11 protein-coding genes are annotated in these 19,344 nt (G+C 38.3%); 6 read left to right on the plus strand and 5 right to left on the minus strand.

Translation table 11 applies throughout. The annotated features are described in order from the left end of the window. Positions 1-20: 20 nt before the first annotated feature. The gene (locus QM491_RS21460) at positions 21-593 is read right to left on the minus strand and encodes a TetR/AcrR family transcriptional regulator (RefSeq protein ID WP_283329583.1); all 573 of its coding nucleotides are present in this window, start codon (positions 591-593) and stop codon (positions 21-23) included. A gap of 200 nt (positions 594-793) precedes the next feature. On the opposite strand from QM491_RS21460, the gene QM491_RS21465 reads away from it, so the two are divergent. Continuing rightward, entirely contained in the window at positions 794-1,321 is a 528-nt protein-coding gene (locus QM491_RS21465; RefSeq protein ID WP_283329584.1) for a ferritin, read from the plus strand. Between the two features lie 69 nt (positions 1,322-1,390). Here QM491_RS21465 and QM491_RS21470 read toward each other — a convergent pair whose 3' ends face one another. From QM491_RS21470 to QM491_RS21485, 4 genes are all read right to left on the minus strand, one after another. After that, complete coding sequence (locus QM491_RS21470; protein WP_283329585.1) at positions 1,391-3,865, minus strand: bifunctional glycoside hydrolase family 9 protein/polysaccharide deacetylase; 2,475 nt, start codon at positions 3,863-3,865, stop codon at positions 1,391-1,393. Positions 3,866-4,212: 347 nt separating this feature from the next. Next, entirely contained in the window at positions 4,213-4,557 is a 345-nt protein-coding gene (locus QM491_RS21475) for a nucleotide pyrophosphohydrolase (RefSeq protein WP_166553330.1), read from the minus strand. A 23-nt stretch (positions 4,558-4,580) separates the two neighbouring features. After that, complete coding sequence (locus tag QM491_RS21480; RefSeq protein ID WP_283329586.1) at positions 4,581-5,336, minus strand: DUF6882 domain-containing protein; 756 nt, start codon at positions 5,334-5,336, stop codon at positions 4,581-4,583. A 76-nt stretch (positions 5,337-5,412) separates the two neighbouring features. Next, positions 5,413-6,939, minus strand: coding sequence for a M20/M25/M40 family metallo-hydrolase (locus tag QM491_RS21485; protein ID WP_283329587.1), 1,527 nt, complete (start codon positions 6,937-6,939; stop codon positions 5,413-5,415). 311 nt (positions 6,940-7,250) lie between these two features. On the opposite strand from QM491_RS21485, the gene QM491_RS21490 reads away from it, so the two are divergent. The 5 genes from QM491_RS21490 to QM491_RS21510 all read left to right on the plus strand — a co-directional run bounded on the left by QM491_RS21490 (position 7,251) and on the right by QM491_RS21510 (position 19,301). Next, the gene (locus QM491_RS21490; protein WP_283329588.1) at positions 7,251-11,378 is read left to right on the plus strand and encodes a hybrid sensor histidine kinase/response regulator transcription factor; all 4,128 of its coding nucleotides are present in this window, start codon (positions 7,251-7,253) and stop codon (positions 11,376-11,378) included. Between the two features lie 184 nt (positions 11,379-11,562). Then, positions 11,563-14,697, plus strand: coding sequence for a SusC/RagA family TonB-linked outer membrane protein (locus tag QM491_RS21495; RefSeq protein ID WP_283329589.1), 3,135 nt, complete (start codon positions 11,563-11,565; stop codon positions 14,695-14,697). A gap of 18 nt (positions 14,698-14,715) precedes the next feature. Then, positions 14,716-16,401, plus strand: a complete 1,686-nt coding sequence (locus QM491_RS21500; protein ID WP_283329590.1) for a RagB/SusD family nutrient uptake outer membrane protein — start codon at positions 14,716-14,718, stop codon at positions 16,399-16,401. 178 nt (positions 16,402-16,579) lie between these two features. Next, positions 16,580-17,608 carry a cellulase family glycosylhydrolase gene (locus QM491_RS21505; protein WP_283329591.1) on the plus strand — a complete coding sequence of 343 codons (1,029 nt, stop codon included), beginning with the start codon at positions 16,580-16,582 and terminating at the stop codon, positions 17,606-17,608. A 148-nt stretch (positions 17,609-17,756) separates the two neighbouring features. Then, on the plus strand, positions 17,757-19,301 hold the full coding sequence (locus tag QM491_RS21510) for a glycoside hydrolase (protein ID WP_283329592.1): 1,545 nt from the start codon (positions 17,757-17,759) through the stop codon (positions 19,299-19,301). Positions 19,302-19,344: the final 43 nt, after the last annotated feature.

Consider the following 19,344-nt stretch of genomic DNA (forward strand, 5'->3'; position numbering starts at 1 on the left):
TATTTGCCAAATCGCCAACCTTAATGAATTGCAATGGCGTCCCACATCATATCGATGCAGTCTTCTATCTCGGCGGTACTCAATGTTTGCACCTGAACCGATAGTTCTCCTACAGCACCACAAAGCATGATGATAATAAGCGTAGTAGAGCTTTTCTTCAAAAACCCTTCTGACTGACCTGTCTCTATTAATTCATAAAGTGGTTTCAGTGCTTTATCTTCCTCCGCAATGATGGCTTCGTTGTCACCTTCATTATAAGGTGAGCGGGCATATTGTTCAAAAAAAACCTGTACTTCAGGATGAGTGGCCACTCGATTGATATAACTTCTCAAAGCAGCTTTGAATCTACCTCTAAATGGCACATCTTGAGGGAGGTTTTCAAAAGAAAGCTCTGTTTCTTTTTTAACTAAATATACATACAGGTTGTTGATTAGGTCTTTTTTATCTTTAAAATAGATATAAATTGTTCCAGTAGCAACACCAACCTCCTTAGCAAGAAGGCTCATTTTTAGTCCAGAAAGTCCAATTTTAGAAATCATTGTTAAGGCTTTTTCCAAAATCATCTTTTCTTTTAAGTCATCTTTAGTTCTCATATAGCCAAAAAAATAAGGTATTTTAACAGTGGTTTATTCAAAAAACTATTCAGTATATATGTCGAATGGAAGAGGTTTTGAAGGCTAGAAGTCCAATATAATTAGATTAATTCCAAATTTTATCAAAATTCCCCAAGTTTAAAACTTTTCAGTACATTATGTTATTAATATTGTAACAACTAATTAAGCTACATAAGAATATGAAAGATTTAATGAGACAAAGAACTTCTTTGAAAGAAGAAATAGAAATCGCTCTAAACGCACAATGTAAAATGGAAGCAGAGGCTTCGCAAAAGTATTTGGCGATGGCTTCGTGGCTCGACCGCAATGGATTCGAAAAATCTGCTACATATCTTTATGGTCAAGCAGAAGAAGAACGGGAACATTTTTTAAAGCTTTTTAAATATATTAATGAAGTTGGGGGAACCGCTATTACTCCAACAATCGGTGAAGTGATTCAAGAATACCCATCGTTTAAAAGTGTTTTTGAAGCAGCATTACAAAGTGAAATTTCTGTGACAAATGCTATCAACAAGATCGTGGCAAAATGCCGTGAAGAAAATGATTATGCTACCGAGCAATTCATGATGTGGTATGTTGTAGAACAAAGAGAAGAAGAGAAAAATGCTCGTCGTGCCTTGGAATTGTTTGATTTGATTGATGTAGAAAGCGCTACTGGAAAATTTGCCTTAGATAAAGAAATCGGCAAAATTGGCGCTGAGGAGTAATAATTCAAGTATAATAGATCAAAAAGGGTGCGACTTGAGTCGCACCCTTTTTGATTATAGATAAAGTATTTATTTTAGCTTTTCGAACCTGTATCCTCGCTTTTGTAATTCAGAAATCAACCTTTCCAATTTATCATAAAATTTATCTGTTCGCTTCTCTCCTACGCCCAAATGTGTCAGTAATAAAGCGCCATTTAATCCCGTGCTTGTCTTTGCCTCAAAATCGAAAATTCTCTGATAGATTTCGTCTGAACTCAGATAGTTTTTAGCATCGGGGGTAGTGTAATCTGCCTGTGAAGATATTCCTCCTGTATTATTGACAAGCTTCAATCCCATTTCCCTTGTCCAATCGCTGATGCTTTGGTTATACCATTCATAGGCTGGCATAAAGTAATTGATTTGAGAGGATGACACACCAAGCTTTTCTAGTTCCAATAGATTATTTTGCAAATCCTCCATAAAAGTAGTCTTGTCAACCAATAACGAATCTCGTTTTTCCCAAGAAGCATACAACAAATGTTTGTCTGAATGTGGTCCGACATAATGTTTTTGTTGAATCATCTGTTTGACTGTATTTTGAAAAGATGGATTTCTCAAATAATCACCTGTCAAAAAGAAGTTGGCCTTGATACCTTTTTTCTGTAAAACACTCAAGATAGTAGAAGCTCCCTCATTAAATTCATGTGCCGTAAAGCACAGATATATCTCCTTTTTGGTAGTATCCATTCGTACAATTCCACCCAATGCTTGAAGGTTGTTCGTCGCTTGCAATTTACGTCCTTCTTTTTCGTAAAAAGAAAGTAAAAAAGACAAGCTGGCTGTTCCATCCATAGTAGGTTCATCGGTAGAATAATCGCCAAAGTCGTCATGATAAACTGCCAGTTTTGATTGAAAATCAGCATATTCATCTGGATGATACAAGGTTATCCCTATCAATTTACTCCAAATAGAGCCATAAACAGGCCCATCGACCAAGCCTCCATCAATTTTGTAATTATATAAATGCGTAAAAGCCGAGTGAGGGTCAGTTGGTGAGAGTTTAGACGTCGGAAAACCACAAATCATACTTGTTCCCCAAGGATTACAACCCATCAACCAATCACATAGCGCCATTTCCATTGCCTGATACTTGGTTGAACCCGTCAGTTGTCGAAACAAAATAGCCTGTGTCAAAATCCCAGCCACATAATTGTTAGAACACCATACAAAGGGCACACCATTGAGAAATGGGGTATTTTTCCCTCGCTGAAAAACCTTTTCTAAACCTGACTCCATATACTTGGCAAAAGCCTTATCCTTTGCTTCTTTTGCCATAAAATAATGTCCCAAATTAACAAATGGATACCACTGATAATGTCGTGCGGTGTCGGCACCCATCCAAGGCGTAGTAGGTTCTTGATGTCCAAAATTAGAAGCTTCCTGCCAGATTTCGGACTTCTGGGTTATTTTGGCTAATTGTGTCGCAGCCAATTCCATATCATCAACCCAGTTATCTTCTTCATAAAAATAAGGTGCCCCTCCTGGCGCTGTTTGCGATACCCCAGGTTTTTCTTTGCCAAATGTGTAGGCATCCAAGGCTCTTGCTTTCAGGGATTCGGCAAATTGAGGATAATATTTAGCTAGAATTTCGCTTCCTAGGGCAAATGTAGAGGCAAACTTCCCAATTGTTGAAGCAACTCCAGTTGTACGGTTTTTGTGTTTATACCCTTGGATTTTTCCTGTAATAAAATATACTGGGCGTGCTAAGCCTTGATTCGTGGCGTATTGTACTTTGTCGAGGTTGGGCAATCTCAAACCTTTGTGGTCACGATCATCGGCTAGTTGATTGTAGTACTCATGTGGCGCAGGATTCATTTTTACCAGCCAATCTAAGCCCCATTTGGCTTCATCCAAAATATCGGGTATCCCATTTTTTCCTATGTTTCCCCAGGCATCATGCAAGTCATTATATACCTCAGGATTTTGTTGATAGGCAAATAACATCTGAAAAGTAGCATTGGCAGAGGTTGTTACATATTGCAGATAATCCGAAGCATCGTGCCAGCCACCAGACACATCAAGGTGCGTTGAATCTTTTTTGGGATCAGGGTGATAAACGATAAATCCGTCTTCTCGATGGCAAGAATCTTTCAAAAAAGGATTATAGCCACTTCGTTGCTGGCGCATATATTTCAGGATAAAATCAGCTGAGCCTCTAAAAACCTCCGCATCTATCCGAAAAACAGGAGATTGAGTGCTGGGCGTTTTTACATAATAACTACCTGTTTTTTTAAACCCCGAAAAATCTAATCTAGCTGTTGACTGAAATGGACCGTAAGCGCCTGTCGACACCACCGTTTTTGATTGAAAAACCACCTTTTGTGTTTTTACATCAATCAGTTGAAAACTATTTGGCACTTGTATGTCTTTGCTGACCCAAACTGCCACTTTGGGATAGTTGGGCAAATATCCTAATTGATTAATTCGTATCCATTGGTTGGTTTGTCCAAGGATTGTCAAAGAGAGTAAATTAAATAGGAAAATGAAGTGTAATCGTCGTAACATCTTTTTTCTACTAATTTATTCAAACACACGAACTGACTACACAGGTCTGTAGGGAATAAACTAGAATAAGCGAAAAAATAAAGATTTCATTATTGTATCACTTTAATACAATAAAATATTTATATTTACCTAAATTATTATCCAATGAAACAATTTATAAATAAGAACACGAAGCTTTAGATGCTCTCATTACGCCGAAGTACCATCATACAAGCGCTTGAGAACGTCATTACATTATCAGGGAAAAATGTAGATTTAGCAATTGGTGGATATTCATTTACCACAATTCGGTTAAAAACCAACGCTAAATAATCAGAAAACGGCTAGAAATTTCTAGCCGTTTTTTTTTATAACTCATCATATTTTTTGTTGCTACCCAATGCCTTTTCGATGGGGTATTTCTCGGCATTTTTCATGAGCTTTTTAGTAACGATTTCTTTTACATCAAAACCATATTTTTCTGCTAATAAAAAAGCCGCATAAAAGACATCAGCAAGTTCCTCCTCGATCTTTTCAATTTTGGCTTCCTCAGGTTTTTTCCATAGAAATACTTCCAAAAGTTCAGAGGCTTCTACGTTGAGGCACATCGCTAAGTTGCGTGCATCATGAAACTGCTCCCAGTCACGCTCGTCTCTAAACTTGATAATTTGTTGAATAATTTCCTGTATATCAGATGGCGAGTTTGTAGTCATTGGTTTTTAAATTAAATGCCTTTTTATAACTCAGTATCTAACGATGTTAAGAAATTATCTTCGTTAAAACCAATCTTCATGAATTTCCCATCAGCCTCGGCAAACATTTCTTTGTTAGCCATGGTGACATTAAAACCTTTCAGATAAAGATATGACTCAATTGCATCTATCTGATTAGACACCTCATATTGCTCCAAAAACTCCCCTATTACTGTTACCTCTCGCTCAATGCCAATTTCCTCAAATTCTTCTTTAATTTCATCAGAAAATGTCACTGTTAACAGCATAATACCTTGTCCGTAATCTGCCAAAAAATAACCATCTTGACCAAACATTCCACAGGCAATTAAGCCCAAGTCGTAAAGTTCATTCTCATTTGAATCATACTGAGGTACCGTAAGGTGTGAAATATCAAATCTTTCTCCTAATTGTTTTAAAAGTAAAGAATTGGCTATAATCTCAGGAGTTTGAAGTAAATGTTGGTTTTCCCAAGCCCAGAGCCATGTTCCGCTTGACTTTGAAAAAGAACCATACACTTGCATAGGGAAAGTATAATCCTCAAACATAATGATTCCTTTTTCAAGGTTAAATGACCAAGGTATCCCTTCTGTCAAATCTGCAAAATCTCTTTGTCTGTCAATTGATAATGGAGCAAAATTGTCAAACAAATCCCAAAAGATTACTTGTTCTGTGTTTGAGGGAATAGAACGAATTCCTTCGGCTGTTAACGAACCCTGCCCCAACACTAAGTCATTGATAAGTTTTAAGGTATTTTTCATTATTTATACATTTAACTAGGTAAAAGTTTCAAAATCACACATTCTCTTTCCTTAATTGCCAGCTTGTCAAAAACTCTTACAATCTCATTAATGCCACGTAGGTTTCGATTCCGTTCCAGATATTTTGGATACGGATATTTTCATTCTCGGCATGTTGGTTATTATCATGATTGGCAATTGGAACGGTAATCGTTGGTGTTCCCAAATATTTTTCGAATAAAAACAAAGGCAAACTTCCACCCAAACTTGGCATTAAAACCACCTCATCTGAAACGGTAGTTTGTACGGCTTTGATCACATTTTGCGCTATTGGCAAATCCATCTTAGTACGTTGAGCATTATATCCTTTTCCAAGAATAACACGAGCAATCAGTGGATACTTCAGTCTTTCTTCATCGGTGATACTCTCATTTTGGGTAACATAATAGCCTTGTGATTTGATATGGTCTATCACTTTTTGGGCCTGTCGTTGAGCATCATTTCCCAATACTAAACGTAGATCCAAAGCAGCAGTTGCCGAAGTAGGAATCACATTTGCCACCATTTTACCTACATTGGCGCTCGAAATCCCATTGATATTGAGTGATGGCAAATTAATCAATTCAGCCAAAGTTTTGCCACCACCTTCAGGACGAACAAAGCCCAATTCCTGTTTCATTTGGTCATCAACAGCAGGAACTTTAGCCAAAGCTTTTTTCTCCAAATCGGTAAAAGGAACTACATCATCATAAAAGCCTTTGATCAAAACTTTTCCATTATCATCTTTCATAGAAGCTAATAATTTCACCAACAAATTAGCTGGATTAGGAGCCCAGTTACCGTAGTGCCCAGAGTGTAAAGGTCGTTTTGAGGCAAAAACTTTGATTTCCATACCAATATCGCCACGCACACCAAACACAATTTGCTTTTTGCCAGATTGGTGCACAGGGCCATCACAAATAATCCAGAGGTCTGAATTGAGTTTATCTTTGTGCTTTTCCAAAATTTCAGACAAATGCGTTGAGCCTGCTTCCTCCTCTCCTTCAAAAAAGAACTTCAGATTTACGGTTGGATTTACCCCTAATTCATTCAACACTTGATACGCAGAAAGAATCGAAAAAACGCTTGCTTTATCATCAGAAGCACTTCGTCCATAAATACGCCATTCGGGATTAATGGTATCTGTTGGTTGGGGGTCTGGAATAATTTTACCTCCTTTTTCTAAGGAAGCATCCAGAAATACCGATTTAAAAGGTGCTATTCCCTCAGCCCACTGATTAGGGTTGACAGGCTGACCGTCATAATGCGCATAGAAAATAACTGTTTTGGTAGCATTAGGCACTAATACTTCACCATAGATGGCTGGAGGAACGCCCTTGGTCTTTGCATCCAAAAGTGTGGTTTTAATACCTCTATCTTCCATCATTTTGACAATATATGATGCCGTTTTTTGAATCCCTACAGTATCATAAACCACATTCGGAATAGATAACAAACCTTTAAACTCATTAAGCAAGGCATACTCGTTAGCTTTTCTATAATTTCTTACTTGCTCATTGAGTTTTGACTGAGAAAAAATGGCAGTACTTTGAAGCAATAAAAAGGATAGTAATACTTTTTTCATAAGATAGTTTGTTAGTGTTAACTGTTCCTAATATAAGCCTCAAAGATGAGAATCGTAATAATATCCTATAAAATATTATGCTATAAATCTGTAACTTACTTATTGGCAAGCAAATAAGAATAAGTAAATTATTGGTTAATAGTAGTTCCATTACTAGAATACAATCAATGTGTACCACAGATATATTACTAATTAAATCTTTCTTGTTACTTAGTCTGATTAATCCTCACTTTACTTTGACTTAAAGCCCTATCATTGAATTTCTACCTCACTTGTATCTTTTCAAGAAAAAACTCCGTTATTTTTGTACTATGAAAATATTCTGGTACTTATTTCTGTTCTTTTCCACTAACTCCATTGCTCAATTTTCTCAAAATACTAAAGCTTTAAAATACAGTACTAAAGATGGTTTGTCTTTTGGGATAGTCAACTCTATTGTGCAGGACAATAATGGCTTTATGTGGATTGCCACCGACGATGGTCTCAATCGTTTCGATGGTATTTCTTTTCGTGTTTTTCGCCATGACTCCGAAGAGAAATTTAGTTTACCAGGCAATTACATCAATACCGTTTTCAAGGATTCTCATGGTCAACTTTGGATTACTTCCCGAAAAGGACTCCTAAAATTTGATGCCTCACAAGAGCATTTTTATCCTCAGTCGCTTTACAATGGCAAAAATATGGATGAGGATATTAGCTCGATTTCTGAAGCAAAAAATGGCAATCTCTGGATTTCGTCTTCTTTACATGGAGTATTTAATTTTAATCCTCAGACAGGAAAAACACTTAACTATCGCATGACCAACACAACGGGGATGCGTAGCAATACCATATTGGTCACCCTCGAAGACTCCAAAGGACTCGTTTGGCTTGGCTCGCATACCAATGGGGTAAGTGTTTTTCAACAGAAAAATAATAAACTACTTCCTTATTCCATCAAAAATATTGAACTGCTCAATAATTATCGCATTAACAGCATTTTTGAAGACTCCAACCATCAAATTTGGCTAGCGACTTTTGATGGAATTTACTTTTTTGACAGAAAATCTAATAGTATTTCAAAAGTAGGTTTTGCTAATTTTTCGAGTAGCAAAGTCTTTCTATCCTTATTGGAAGACAAACAAAAGAATCTCTATATTGGCGTTCAAGACGGCGGATTATATCAGGTCAAAATACAACCTAATTACCCTCAAATCGCTGCATTACCCATTCAGGTTGTCAAAGAACCTCATGGTGTGCTAACCCAGCGGTCGGTACAATGTTTGTATGCCGACAAAGACCAAAATATCTGGCTTGGAACTTACGGCGAAGGCATTATGATGCTCAACCATAGTCCACAACGTTTTTTACAGTTTCAGAAAAAAATCACGAACCAAAACACCGAAAGTTGGCTTCGTTACTACGGCATGACCGCCGATCATGAGGGAAATCTTTGGTTAGGTACCGATGGTGATGGTATTTATAAAACTACACCCGACGGAAAGACCCTCAAGCACTATGTAGCCAGTAAAGCCAAAGGAAGCCTGACCAATAATGCTATTTTATCAGCATTCAATGACAGTAAAAACAACCTTTGGTTTGGGTCTTATGCAGGTGGATTATACCGCTATGAACCTAATAGCGACAGTTTTATCAATTACAAACATATTGCTACCGACCCCAACAGCATCGGAGCCAACGATGTACGAGTAATATTTGAGGATGCTCAAAAAAACATTTGGATAGGCACAAATGGAGGAGGATTTTGCCGATACAATCCTCAAAATCAAACTTTTACAAACTATAGCAGCAAACTACGCAATTTTGATTCGAACGATGTGCGAGCTATTGCCCAAGACCATCAAGGTAATTTGCTTATTGGTACTTATGGCATGGGGCTTATTCAATTTAATCCTCTTACCCAAAAATCAACGCAATTGCTCAAGGATGTTCTACCATCGGGAGTTGTGTTGAGTCTGGCATATCATCCCAACAATGGATTATGGATAGGTACACAAGAAATAGGGCTGATTCATTATCAATTTGACTCCAATACTTATACAAGATTTACAGAAAAAAATGGTCTGAGTAGCAATACCATCCTGTCGATCAAAGCGCTACCTAATCAGCAAATTTGGTTTAGTACCAATGCAGGTATTTCAAAAATTGATGCCAAAACCAACAAGATTTATAATTATGATAGAAAAGATGGGCTCCAAAATGGGCAATTCAACGGTGGTTCGGTTTTGTATGAGCCCCTAAAAGGATTTTTATGTTTTGGGGGAACCGAAGGGTGGAATCTTTTTTATCCCAAAAACATCGATGTTCTTACCTACCAGCCCAATGTATTAATTACGGGTATTCAGCTTTATGGAAAAGACATTGACCAAAGTGGCGTGCCCCAGCGAGAATTTATACCCTTTGATAATCAAAATCCTGATGCACAGGTAGAATTACAACCCAATCAATCAGTTTTTTCGATTCAATATGGTGCAATCAGCTATTCATATCCAGACGAAAGTTACTTTGCTTATCAACTAGAAGGACTAGACAATGATTGGAACTATGCAGGTAAACAGAAATCTGCTACCTATCGCTATCTCGAACCTGGGCAATATGTATTTAAGGTAAAAGTGGCGAACAAAGACCGTGTATGGTCTGACAAAATCGCCTTTATCAATGTCATCATTTTACCCCCTTGGTACAAAACATGGTGGGCATATTTGATTTACTTAGGAATGCTTGCTACTGCTTTTTACTACTATCAACGCTATCGACAAAATCAAGCAGAATTGAAATACCAAATTCGGGTAGCAAAAATTGAAGCTGAAAAAGAGAAAGAGTTAAATGAGAAAAAACTTTCATTTTTTACTCAAATCTCACATGAGTTTCGAACACCCCTGACCTTAATTATTAACCCAATTAAGGAGCTGCTGAAAGATGAAACTCAAGATACTAATAGCCTGCAATTGGTGTATCGGAATGCAAGAAGACTATTGAGTTTGGTAGACCAATTATTGCTATTTCGAAAAGCAGAAGCCGAACGTGACCACCTCAAAGTATCTTTATTAAATGTCAAAGAATTGGCTGAGGAGGTATTTTTATGCTTCACATATCAGGCAAAAGAGAAAAACCTGCATTATGATTTTGTCTGCACAGACGAACAATTGGAGATTTATGGAGATAAAGAAAAGTTAGAAATTGCACTTTTTAACCTTATTTCAAATGCCATTAAATTTACGCCAATGGACGGTTCAGTTTCTGTTAGCATTGAAGACTCGCCTCGATATGTCAATTTTTATATCAAAGATAGTGGCAAAGGTATTGATGTAAGTGTTGGCGAAAAGCTTTTCGAGATGTTTTATCAAACCAAAAATACCCGTGCCGCAGGTTTTGGTATTGGTTTGTTTTTGACAAAAACTTTTATCAAATACCATAAAGGAGACATTTCGTATTCAAGTAAGCAAGGCTCAGGAACGACCTTCAAAATCAGTTTACCCAAAGGATATGACCATTTGGATATTGACAGCATCGTACTCGAATCTAAACCCGAATCTGCTTTATTGGATGAGTTAAAGGAGGAGAAAATAGAATCTAAACCACTTGTAAAACTCAACAATCAGGTCATAGTGGAGGAGCTTGTAGGGGAACAAAACACGATGGTCGTGATTGATGACAATGAACAAATTAGGGCATATCTCAAGCAAATTTTTCAACCACAATTCAAAATCTATGATGCCGAAAATGGGCAACAAGGACTAGACTTGGTCAATGAAGTTTTGCCTGACATTGTGATTTGCGATATTATGATGCAAGGGCTCAATGGTATTGAAGTGTGTACCGAAATCAAGCAAAACAAACAACTCAATCATATTCCTGTAATATTGTTGACCGCCAGTACTTCTTCCGAAGTAAAGCTCAAAGGCATTGAAGTAGGTGCTGATGATTATATCAGTAAACCTTTTGAAAAAGACATTTTGATTGCCCGAATCAATAGTATTTTGAAGAGTCGGATGGACTTGCAACAGTACTTTTTTAACGAAGTAACTTTACAAGCGCATAACCTAAAAATCTCTCCAGAATACAAACAGTTTTTGGATCAATGTATCACCATCGTTGAACGAAACCTGATGGATTCGGATTTTAATGTAAGTGTGCTTGCTACCGAAATTGGGATGAGTTCTTCGAGTCTTTACAACCGTATCAAATCCATTTGTGCACAGTCGCCCAACAACTTTATCCGCTTTATCAGACTCCGTAAAGCAGCCGAAATATTGATTTCGACAGACTATACTGTTTCCGAAACAGCATATCAAGTGGGCATCAATGACAGCAAGTATTTTAGGGAGCAATTCAACAAACAATTTGGGATGAATCCCTCCGCTTATATCAAAAAATATCGTAAGCCTTTTCATAATCAGCATACCTTCAACAAAGACGTTTTTCCGAAAAAAAGCTGAATCTAGCCTCTCTTTTTTCATAAAAAAGCCCTAAAATTTACCATTTTAGGGCTTTTTGTTTGATTACCCCCTACCATATAAGGATTTCCCCCCTCTCAAAATAACTCCATAATCCTAGTTTTGCTTCAAATATTTCAATGTCAAAAAGCACAAATTTTCCAATCAAACAATTTTCATTTAAAAGATGAGACAACCTTTATTCTCCCATTTCGGAAAGGACTCAGGAAAAACAGGCATCAAAAACCTGTTTGGTCCTAGTACCAAATTCTTATTATGCCTTATAATGATGCTTTCTACGTTTGCCACTTTTGCGCAAGATAGAAAGATAACAGGAACAATCCTTGATGAACAAGGAGCAGCACTTCCGGGTGCGAACATACAAGTAAAAGGCACTAGCAAAGGTGTATCAGCAGATGCGAATGGTAAATATTCTATCTCTGTTCCTGCCAATGCTTCTACCTTAGTATTTACTTTCATTGGTTATGCTACACAAGAAGTAGAAATCAAAAATCAATCAGTTATTGACCTTAAATTGGTTTCAGATACCAAATCTCTACAGGAAGTAGTTGTAGTGGGTTATGGTACTCAGAAAAAAGTAACCTTAACTGGTTCGGTATCGGATGTAAAAGGTAGTGAAATCGTGAAAAGCCCTCAGCCAAACTTATCAAACTCATTGGCAGGTCGTTTCTCTGGTTTTATTGCGAACAACCGTGGTGGTGAACCTGGTTATGACGGTTCGAGCTATACCATTCGTGGTTTGGCATCAACTGGTAACAACGACGTGCTTATCGTTGTGGATGGTATTCCAGGACAAATTGGCGGTTTGGAACGCCTTGACCCAAATGACATTGAAAGTATTTCGGTATTGAAAGATGCTTCGGCAGCTGTTTATGGTAGCCGTGCAGCCAACGGTGTAATCTTGGTAACAACTAAAAGAGGTACAACAGGTAAACCGACTATCTCTTACAGTTTCAACCAAGGATTTAGTACGCCAACTCGTTTACCAAAATTAGCGGATGCTCCTACGTATGCTACAATTTTGAACGAGATTGACTACTACAACAACCCAGCAGGTGGAATGAATCAGCACTACTCAGCAGCTGAAATCACGAAGTTTGCGAATGGTTCTGACCCATTGAATTATCCAAATACTAACTGGCAGAAAGAGGCTTTGCAAAGTGTTGCATTGCAAAACCAACACAGTTTGACAGTAAACGGTGGTAACGAAAATACACGTTACTTCATGTCAATTGGTATGATCAATCAGGATGGTTTGTTGAAAAACGGTGCAACAAAATACAACCAATACAATTTCCGTTCTAACATTGACGCCAACGTTACAAAAGATTTCAAAGTAAGTTTGTCTCTCTCGGGTCGTCAAGAAGACCGTCAGTATCCAATCAGTAGTGCAGGTAACACGTTCCGTTCGATTTATAGAGCTTATCCGACAGTAGTTGCAACTTATCCTAACGGATTGCCTTCGACAGGTGTTGAAAATAATAACCCTGTAGTATTAGGTACATCGTTAGGTGGTCTTAACAAAAACCCTACGACAGTATTCAACGGAATTTTGAGAGGTAGCTACAATTTACCTGTAAAAGGCTTAAGCGTAGACGGATTTTTGTCAATCGACAAATCGTATAACTTTTCGAAATCATTTAGCATCCCATACATCTTGTATTCGTACAACCGCAATACCAATGCGTATGACCAAGTGGTAACAGGTGGTTCGGCTGGTGCAGCAACTTTATCTGAAGCACAAACTAACTCGTCTTTACAAATCCAAAACATTAAGTTGAACTACAACTTAGCAACGGGTCGCCACAATGTAAACGCATTTGTCGCATTTGAACAAAGTCAAAACCGTTCGGAGACATTTGGTGCATCAAGATTGAATTACCCTACTCCATCAACGCCTGAACTTTCTCAAGGTGGTGCTGCGGCTACAGACAAAAACAACTACGGTAGTAGCTACAACTTTACAAGAAGAAGTTATATCTCAAGAGTTGCTTACAACTTTAGCGAGAAATATTTGGCAGAATTGCAAATGCGTGTTGATGGTTCATCTACCTTCCCAGATGGCAAGCAATATGGTTTCTTCCCGTCGTTCTCGGCAGGTTGGAGAATCTCAGAAGAACCTTGGTTCAAAAACAAAGTTACAAGTGTTGATGACTTAAAATTACGTGCCTCTTACGGTACTTTGGGTAATGACAACGTAGGTCAGTTCCAGTATTACAACAACTACTCGTTCAATAACTCTTATGTAATCGGTGCTGATGTTATTCACTCTGGTATTGACTTGACAAAATTGGCAAACCCAAATATCACTTGGGAAGTTGCTAAGAAATTAGACATCGGTTTGAATGCGACTATCTTCAAGAAATTATCTGCTGAGGTTACTTATTTCCAACAAAATCGTTCAGACATTCTTGCAGCTCGTAATGCTTCTATCCCTGGAGTTTCAGGTATTGTAAACCCTTATGGTTCGGGTGCTTTAGTGCCAGATCAAAACATCGGTAAAGTGAGCAACGCAGGTATTGAGACTAGCGTAACGTACAACCACTCTGGAGCGTTCAGATATATGATTTCTGGAAACTTTACGTATGCGAAAAGTAAAATCGAATTTATCGATGAAGCTTCTGGCTTACCAGATTATCAACGCCAAACAGGTCGCCCGCTTAACACATATTTGTTATACAGATCACAAGGTATTTTCAGAAGTCAAGCAGATTTGGACAAATATCCACACTTGACAGGTGCTCGTTTGGGTGATTTGATTTTGGAAGATTATAACAAAGACGGCAAAATCACAGCAGATGACCAAGTTCGCTCTGACTACGGAAACATTCCACAAATGACTTTTGGTTTGGTATTCAATGCAGGTTACAAAAACTTTGACTTCTCATTGGTATTTGCAGGACAAGCACAAGTTAGCCAATATGTATTACCTGAATCTGGTTCAATTGGTAACTTCTACAGCAGTTGGGCAGACAACCGTTGGAGTCCAACTAATCCAAATGGAACATATCCACGTGTAGACACTCGTTCTTCTTCGTCAGTAAATGGTGGCTTGTATCCAAGTACATTCTGGTTGAACAATGCGTCATTTGTACGTTTGAAAAACCTTGAATTTGGTTATACACTTCCTAAAAAATTATTGAGTAAACTAAATATCAAACAATTAAGAGTTTATACTAACGCTTTCAACTTGTTGACATTCACAGGTGTGAAAGATTATGACCCAGAAGGTAACAGTTCAAGTGGACAATTCTACCCACAACAACGCATTATGAACCTTGGTGTCAATGTTAAGTTTTAATCTTTAATGTTTATTACAATGAAATCTAGAAAATCTATTGCTATATCATCTTGTCTGTTTGCTGTATTACTATCAACTGCTTCGTGTAACTCGGATTTGCTTGATGTAGTACCAACAGACCGAGTTTCGGATAGTTCCATTCTTACCGACTCAACCCTTTTCGAATCTTACGTAATCAACCGTTACATGGGTGTACGCTTGACAGACAAAGAAGCGGAAGGTACACCTCCAGGCTTTGGTCGTGGTTTTGAATACGCGATGTGGTCGTCTGTAACCGATGAGTCTATTTACAACAATGACGATAATACTTGGTTGATTCAAAGAGGTCAATTAGCACCAGAAAATACTGGTATTGCAGGTACTATTTGGGGAAGAAGTTACCGTAGTATCCGTGAAATCAATTACGCTTTGGCCAATGTTCAGAAAGTAAACATGAGCGCAGGTATGAAAACTCGCTTGTCAGCTGAATTGCGTTTCTTGAGAGCATTCCGTTATCAGGACTTACTTCGTAACTACGGTGAAGTAGTATTGATGGGTGACAAAGTATATGAATTAGGAGAAGATTTCAGTAATTCTGCTATCTATACTCGTTCTTCTATCAAAGATGTTACAGCTTATATCTTAGCTGAACTTGATGCAGCAAGCAAAGACTTACCTACGGCGAATAACAACACAAATTGGAAATTAGGTCGTGCCACTAAAGGAGCAGCCTTAGCGCTTAAAGCACGTATAGCCTTGTATGCCGCTAGTCCATTGTACAATGCAGGTACTTGGCAAGCAGCAGCTAGCGCAGCCAAAGATGTTATGAATATGGGTATGTATTCACTATACACTGGTGGTTATGATAAATTATTCTTAACAGCTGAAAACAACCCAGAAATCATCTTCGAACGTTTGTACACTCGTGGAGCTCGCCACGTGTGTTTAGAAATCTCAAACGCACCAAATGGTTTTGGTGGTTGGGGTGGTAACGTGCCTTTGCAAAACTTTGTAGATGCTTACCAAATGAACAATGGTAAATCTATCGATGATGCTACTTCTGGTTACAATCCACAAGATCCATACAAAAACCGTGACCCTCGTTTTTACATGACGGTTTTGACTAACGATGCAGCCTACAGAGGAAATACAGTTCAAAGCTTTGTACCAGGTGGAAAAGACAGTAAAGATGGTCCATCTAACTGGAATACTTCAAAAACTGGTTATTACTTGAAAAAATACATGAACGATGCCTTGCCAATCGATAACCCTTGGGATATTGCTGGTACGCAACCATGGATTTACTTCAGATATGCTGAAATTTTGTTGAGCTATGCAGAAGCACAAAATGAGGCTGCTGGTCCAGACCAAAGCGTTTACGATGCTGTTAATGCTATCCGTAAAAGAACAGGTGTAGGTATGCCTGCACTTCCTACGGGCTTGTCACAAGCACAAATGCGTGATGCTATCCGTAAAGAACGTCAAGTTGAATTAGCCTTTGAAGAACACCGTTATTATGATGTTCGTCGTTGGAAAATCGCCAATGTAACCGAAAATGTTCCTGCTTATGGTATGGATGTAACCAAAAATGGTTCTACCTATACTTACACACGTAAAGAAGCGTTGTCAGGCAGACATTTTGAAGATAAGCACTATTTCCTACCTATCCCTCGTGCTGAAATTCTTGCTTCTGGTGGCAAATTGACACAGAATGCTGGATATTAATTTGAATTGAAAATGTGAGGATTTGAAGGTTTGAAAATGATTTAATATCATCGATAATTTTCAAATCCTCTATTTTTATGTCTTGTAGAGTGCTTTAAGCCGTAAGCATTAGGCGATAGGCAAGGACAACTCATAATTCACAACTCATCACTCACAACTCTTACTAACTTCTAGTCCTATGAAAAATTTACTTTCCCTTATTCTTACCTCTGCCCTACTTTACTCGTGCTCCAAGGATTCAGTTGATAACCCCGTAATCCCGACAGACCCAGTGGTAAAAAATACAACGCCCGTGGGAGTAGATAGCATTGCAGGCGTCAATTGGGCTGATGCTCGTGATAACTTTGTCGATGGTTGGGTGATTCCCTCTGGACTTGAAGCGGGTGACGAATATGCTACGGTTTTTGCCAAATCAGAAGGCATTTTATCAGGTTTTCAAAACCATATTAAAGGTCTAAATACAATCCGTTTGCCTATTAACCCTCCTTCTGTAAATGACATTTGGTGGTCACGCTACAAAGGTGCAATAGACAAGGCTATCAGTAAAAAAATCCGAGTAGTACTTTGCTGTTGGGAATCAGCTTCTGCCAAAAATGGTGTAATTGATAATAGTGCCGACTTTTGGCAAATGTGGACCAAGGTAGTACAGGACTATGGCAACAATCCTTATGTGTATTTTGAAGTAATCAATGAACCGTATGGGTATTCGCTGCAAACCTTGAGCGATGTATATGCCGAGTTTCTCCAAAGATTTCCTACGCTTTCTCGCAAACGCATTATTTTGTCAGGAACAGGCTATTCGGAGGATGTGACTGGAATCGGAGCGGATAGCAGATTTTCAGAATGCTTGTTGGCATTACATAATTATGCTTTCTGGACGAACCGCACCCTGACAGAATGGGAGTCTGACTGGAGACGCAGAATGGGCACTTATGCCAAAAGAACCATCGTATCAGAATTTGGCGTAGCCATGAGCACAGGCAAAGACTATATTGGTGGTACGCAATCAGATAACGAAATTGCCTATATGATAGCTTCTTCCAATGTTTTCAGAAACGATAGAGTCGCAAGTATCTATTGGCCAGGCTTGCGTGACGGTGACAGCTACAGTCTATTTTCACGAGAAGGTACAGGCACCTCTATTACCCTAAAAATCATTAATCAATCAGGTATCAGTCGCCTCCGCTATGGTTGGGGGATTGAATAGTTACAATTGAGTGAGTTGGTGATTGAGTGAATGAGTGTTTTTTTTCTTTAAAACATTCAATGTAATCATCTGTAAAAAATCACAACAATCGCTAATTCACCCCAATTCTAAAATACACTATCTGCTTAGTTACAAATATTTCAGCATTATGTCATCTAAAAATACTTTACAAAATTCGTTCAAAAAATGGTTAGTTACTGGGGCTCTGAGTTTGGGGTTTTCCTCTTTTGCTCAAGTACAGCAACAGCCAATTCTAGTAAAATTAAATCCTCAAAAAACCTTTCAGACGATTGAACATTTTGGTGGTTCGGACGCTTGGGCGGCGCAGTTTGTCGGAAATTGGCCTGATGCCAAAAGGAAAGCGATTGCCAAACTATTATTTAGCCAAGCATTAGACAAAAACGGTCAACCAGAGGGAATTGGTATGTCTATTTGGCGTTTCAATGTCGGGGCTGGTAGTACAGAGCAAGGTAAAGAAAGTGGTATCAGAGACGAATGGCGCAGAGCAGAGTCTTTTCTCAACAATGATGGTTCGTATAATTGGGAAAAACAGGCTGCTCAAATTTGGTTTTTAAAAGAAGCAAAAAAATATCATGTCGATAAGTTTTTGGCATTTACTAACTCCCCTCCTGTTCAGTTTACCACCAATAAAAAGGCTTTTGCTACCGACGGAAAACCCAATTTAGCTCCCGCCCAATACGACAATTTTGCACAATTCTTAACAGAGGTTATTAAAGGAGTAAAACAAAAAACAGGTATTACTTTCGATTACGTAAGTGCTACCAACGAACCTCAATGGGATTGGAGCGATGGCGGTCAGGAAGGAACACCTTTTGAAAACGAACATATCGCAGGTATTAACAAAGCCCTCAGCAAAAAGCTTTTGGCAGCCAAGTTACCTACCGAAATTTCTATTGCCGAAGCTGGTCAGCTCAATTATCTCTACAGTCCATTTAACAAACCAGCACGTGGTTCGCAGGTGGAAGAATTTTTTGAGAAATCAGGAAAATATTACTTAGGAGATTTGTCTAATCTAAATAAATCTATCGGTGGACATAGCTATTTTACTACATCACCCTTCAAAGATGCAAGTCAGATGAGAAAACAGCTTGCCTCAACAGTATCTAAAGTTGAAGGTCTTCATTATTGGATGACTGAGTACTGTATTTTGGGCGATAATGCTGGCGAAATCGAAGGTAATGGCAAAGATGTAGGAATGAATTCGGCACTATATGTTGCTAAAGTAATTCATAACGACCTTGTTAATGGTAATGCCTCTGCTTGGCACTGGTGGACTTCTATTTCTGCTTATAATTACAAAGATGGGTTAGTGTATATCGACAAAAACAAAACCGATGGCCAATACGAAGACAGTAAAATGTTATGGGCATTTGGTAATTTTAGTCGCTTTGTAAGACCTGGCGCACAGCGTATTGAAGCAGATTTGGCACAAGAAGCCTCTGAAAAACTATTGGTTTCGGCATATAAAGATTTGAAAAGAAAGCAGTCTATTGTAGTGCTCGTCAACCACTCAAACGAAGCTCTTGCTATCAATCTGGATGGAATCAAGACAAAAAAGATAGTAGCGTATCAAACGACTGAAAATGCGAATTTACAGCCTGTCAAAGTCAATAAATTGTCTAATATTAGTATCCCAGCTCGTTCGGTGGTAACATTACTTACTTCGATCTAAGCACTTCAAATTGGGTATTGGTAGCGAAATACGTTTTGCTATC

Source organism: Flectobacillus longus (genome assembly GCF_030056705.1).
Taxonomy (GTDB): Bacteria; Bacteroidota; Bacteroidia; order Cytophagales; family Spirosomataceae; genus Flectobacillus; species Flectobacillus longus.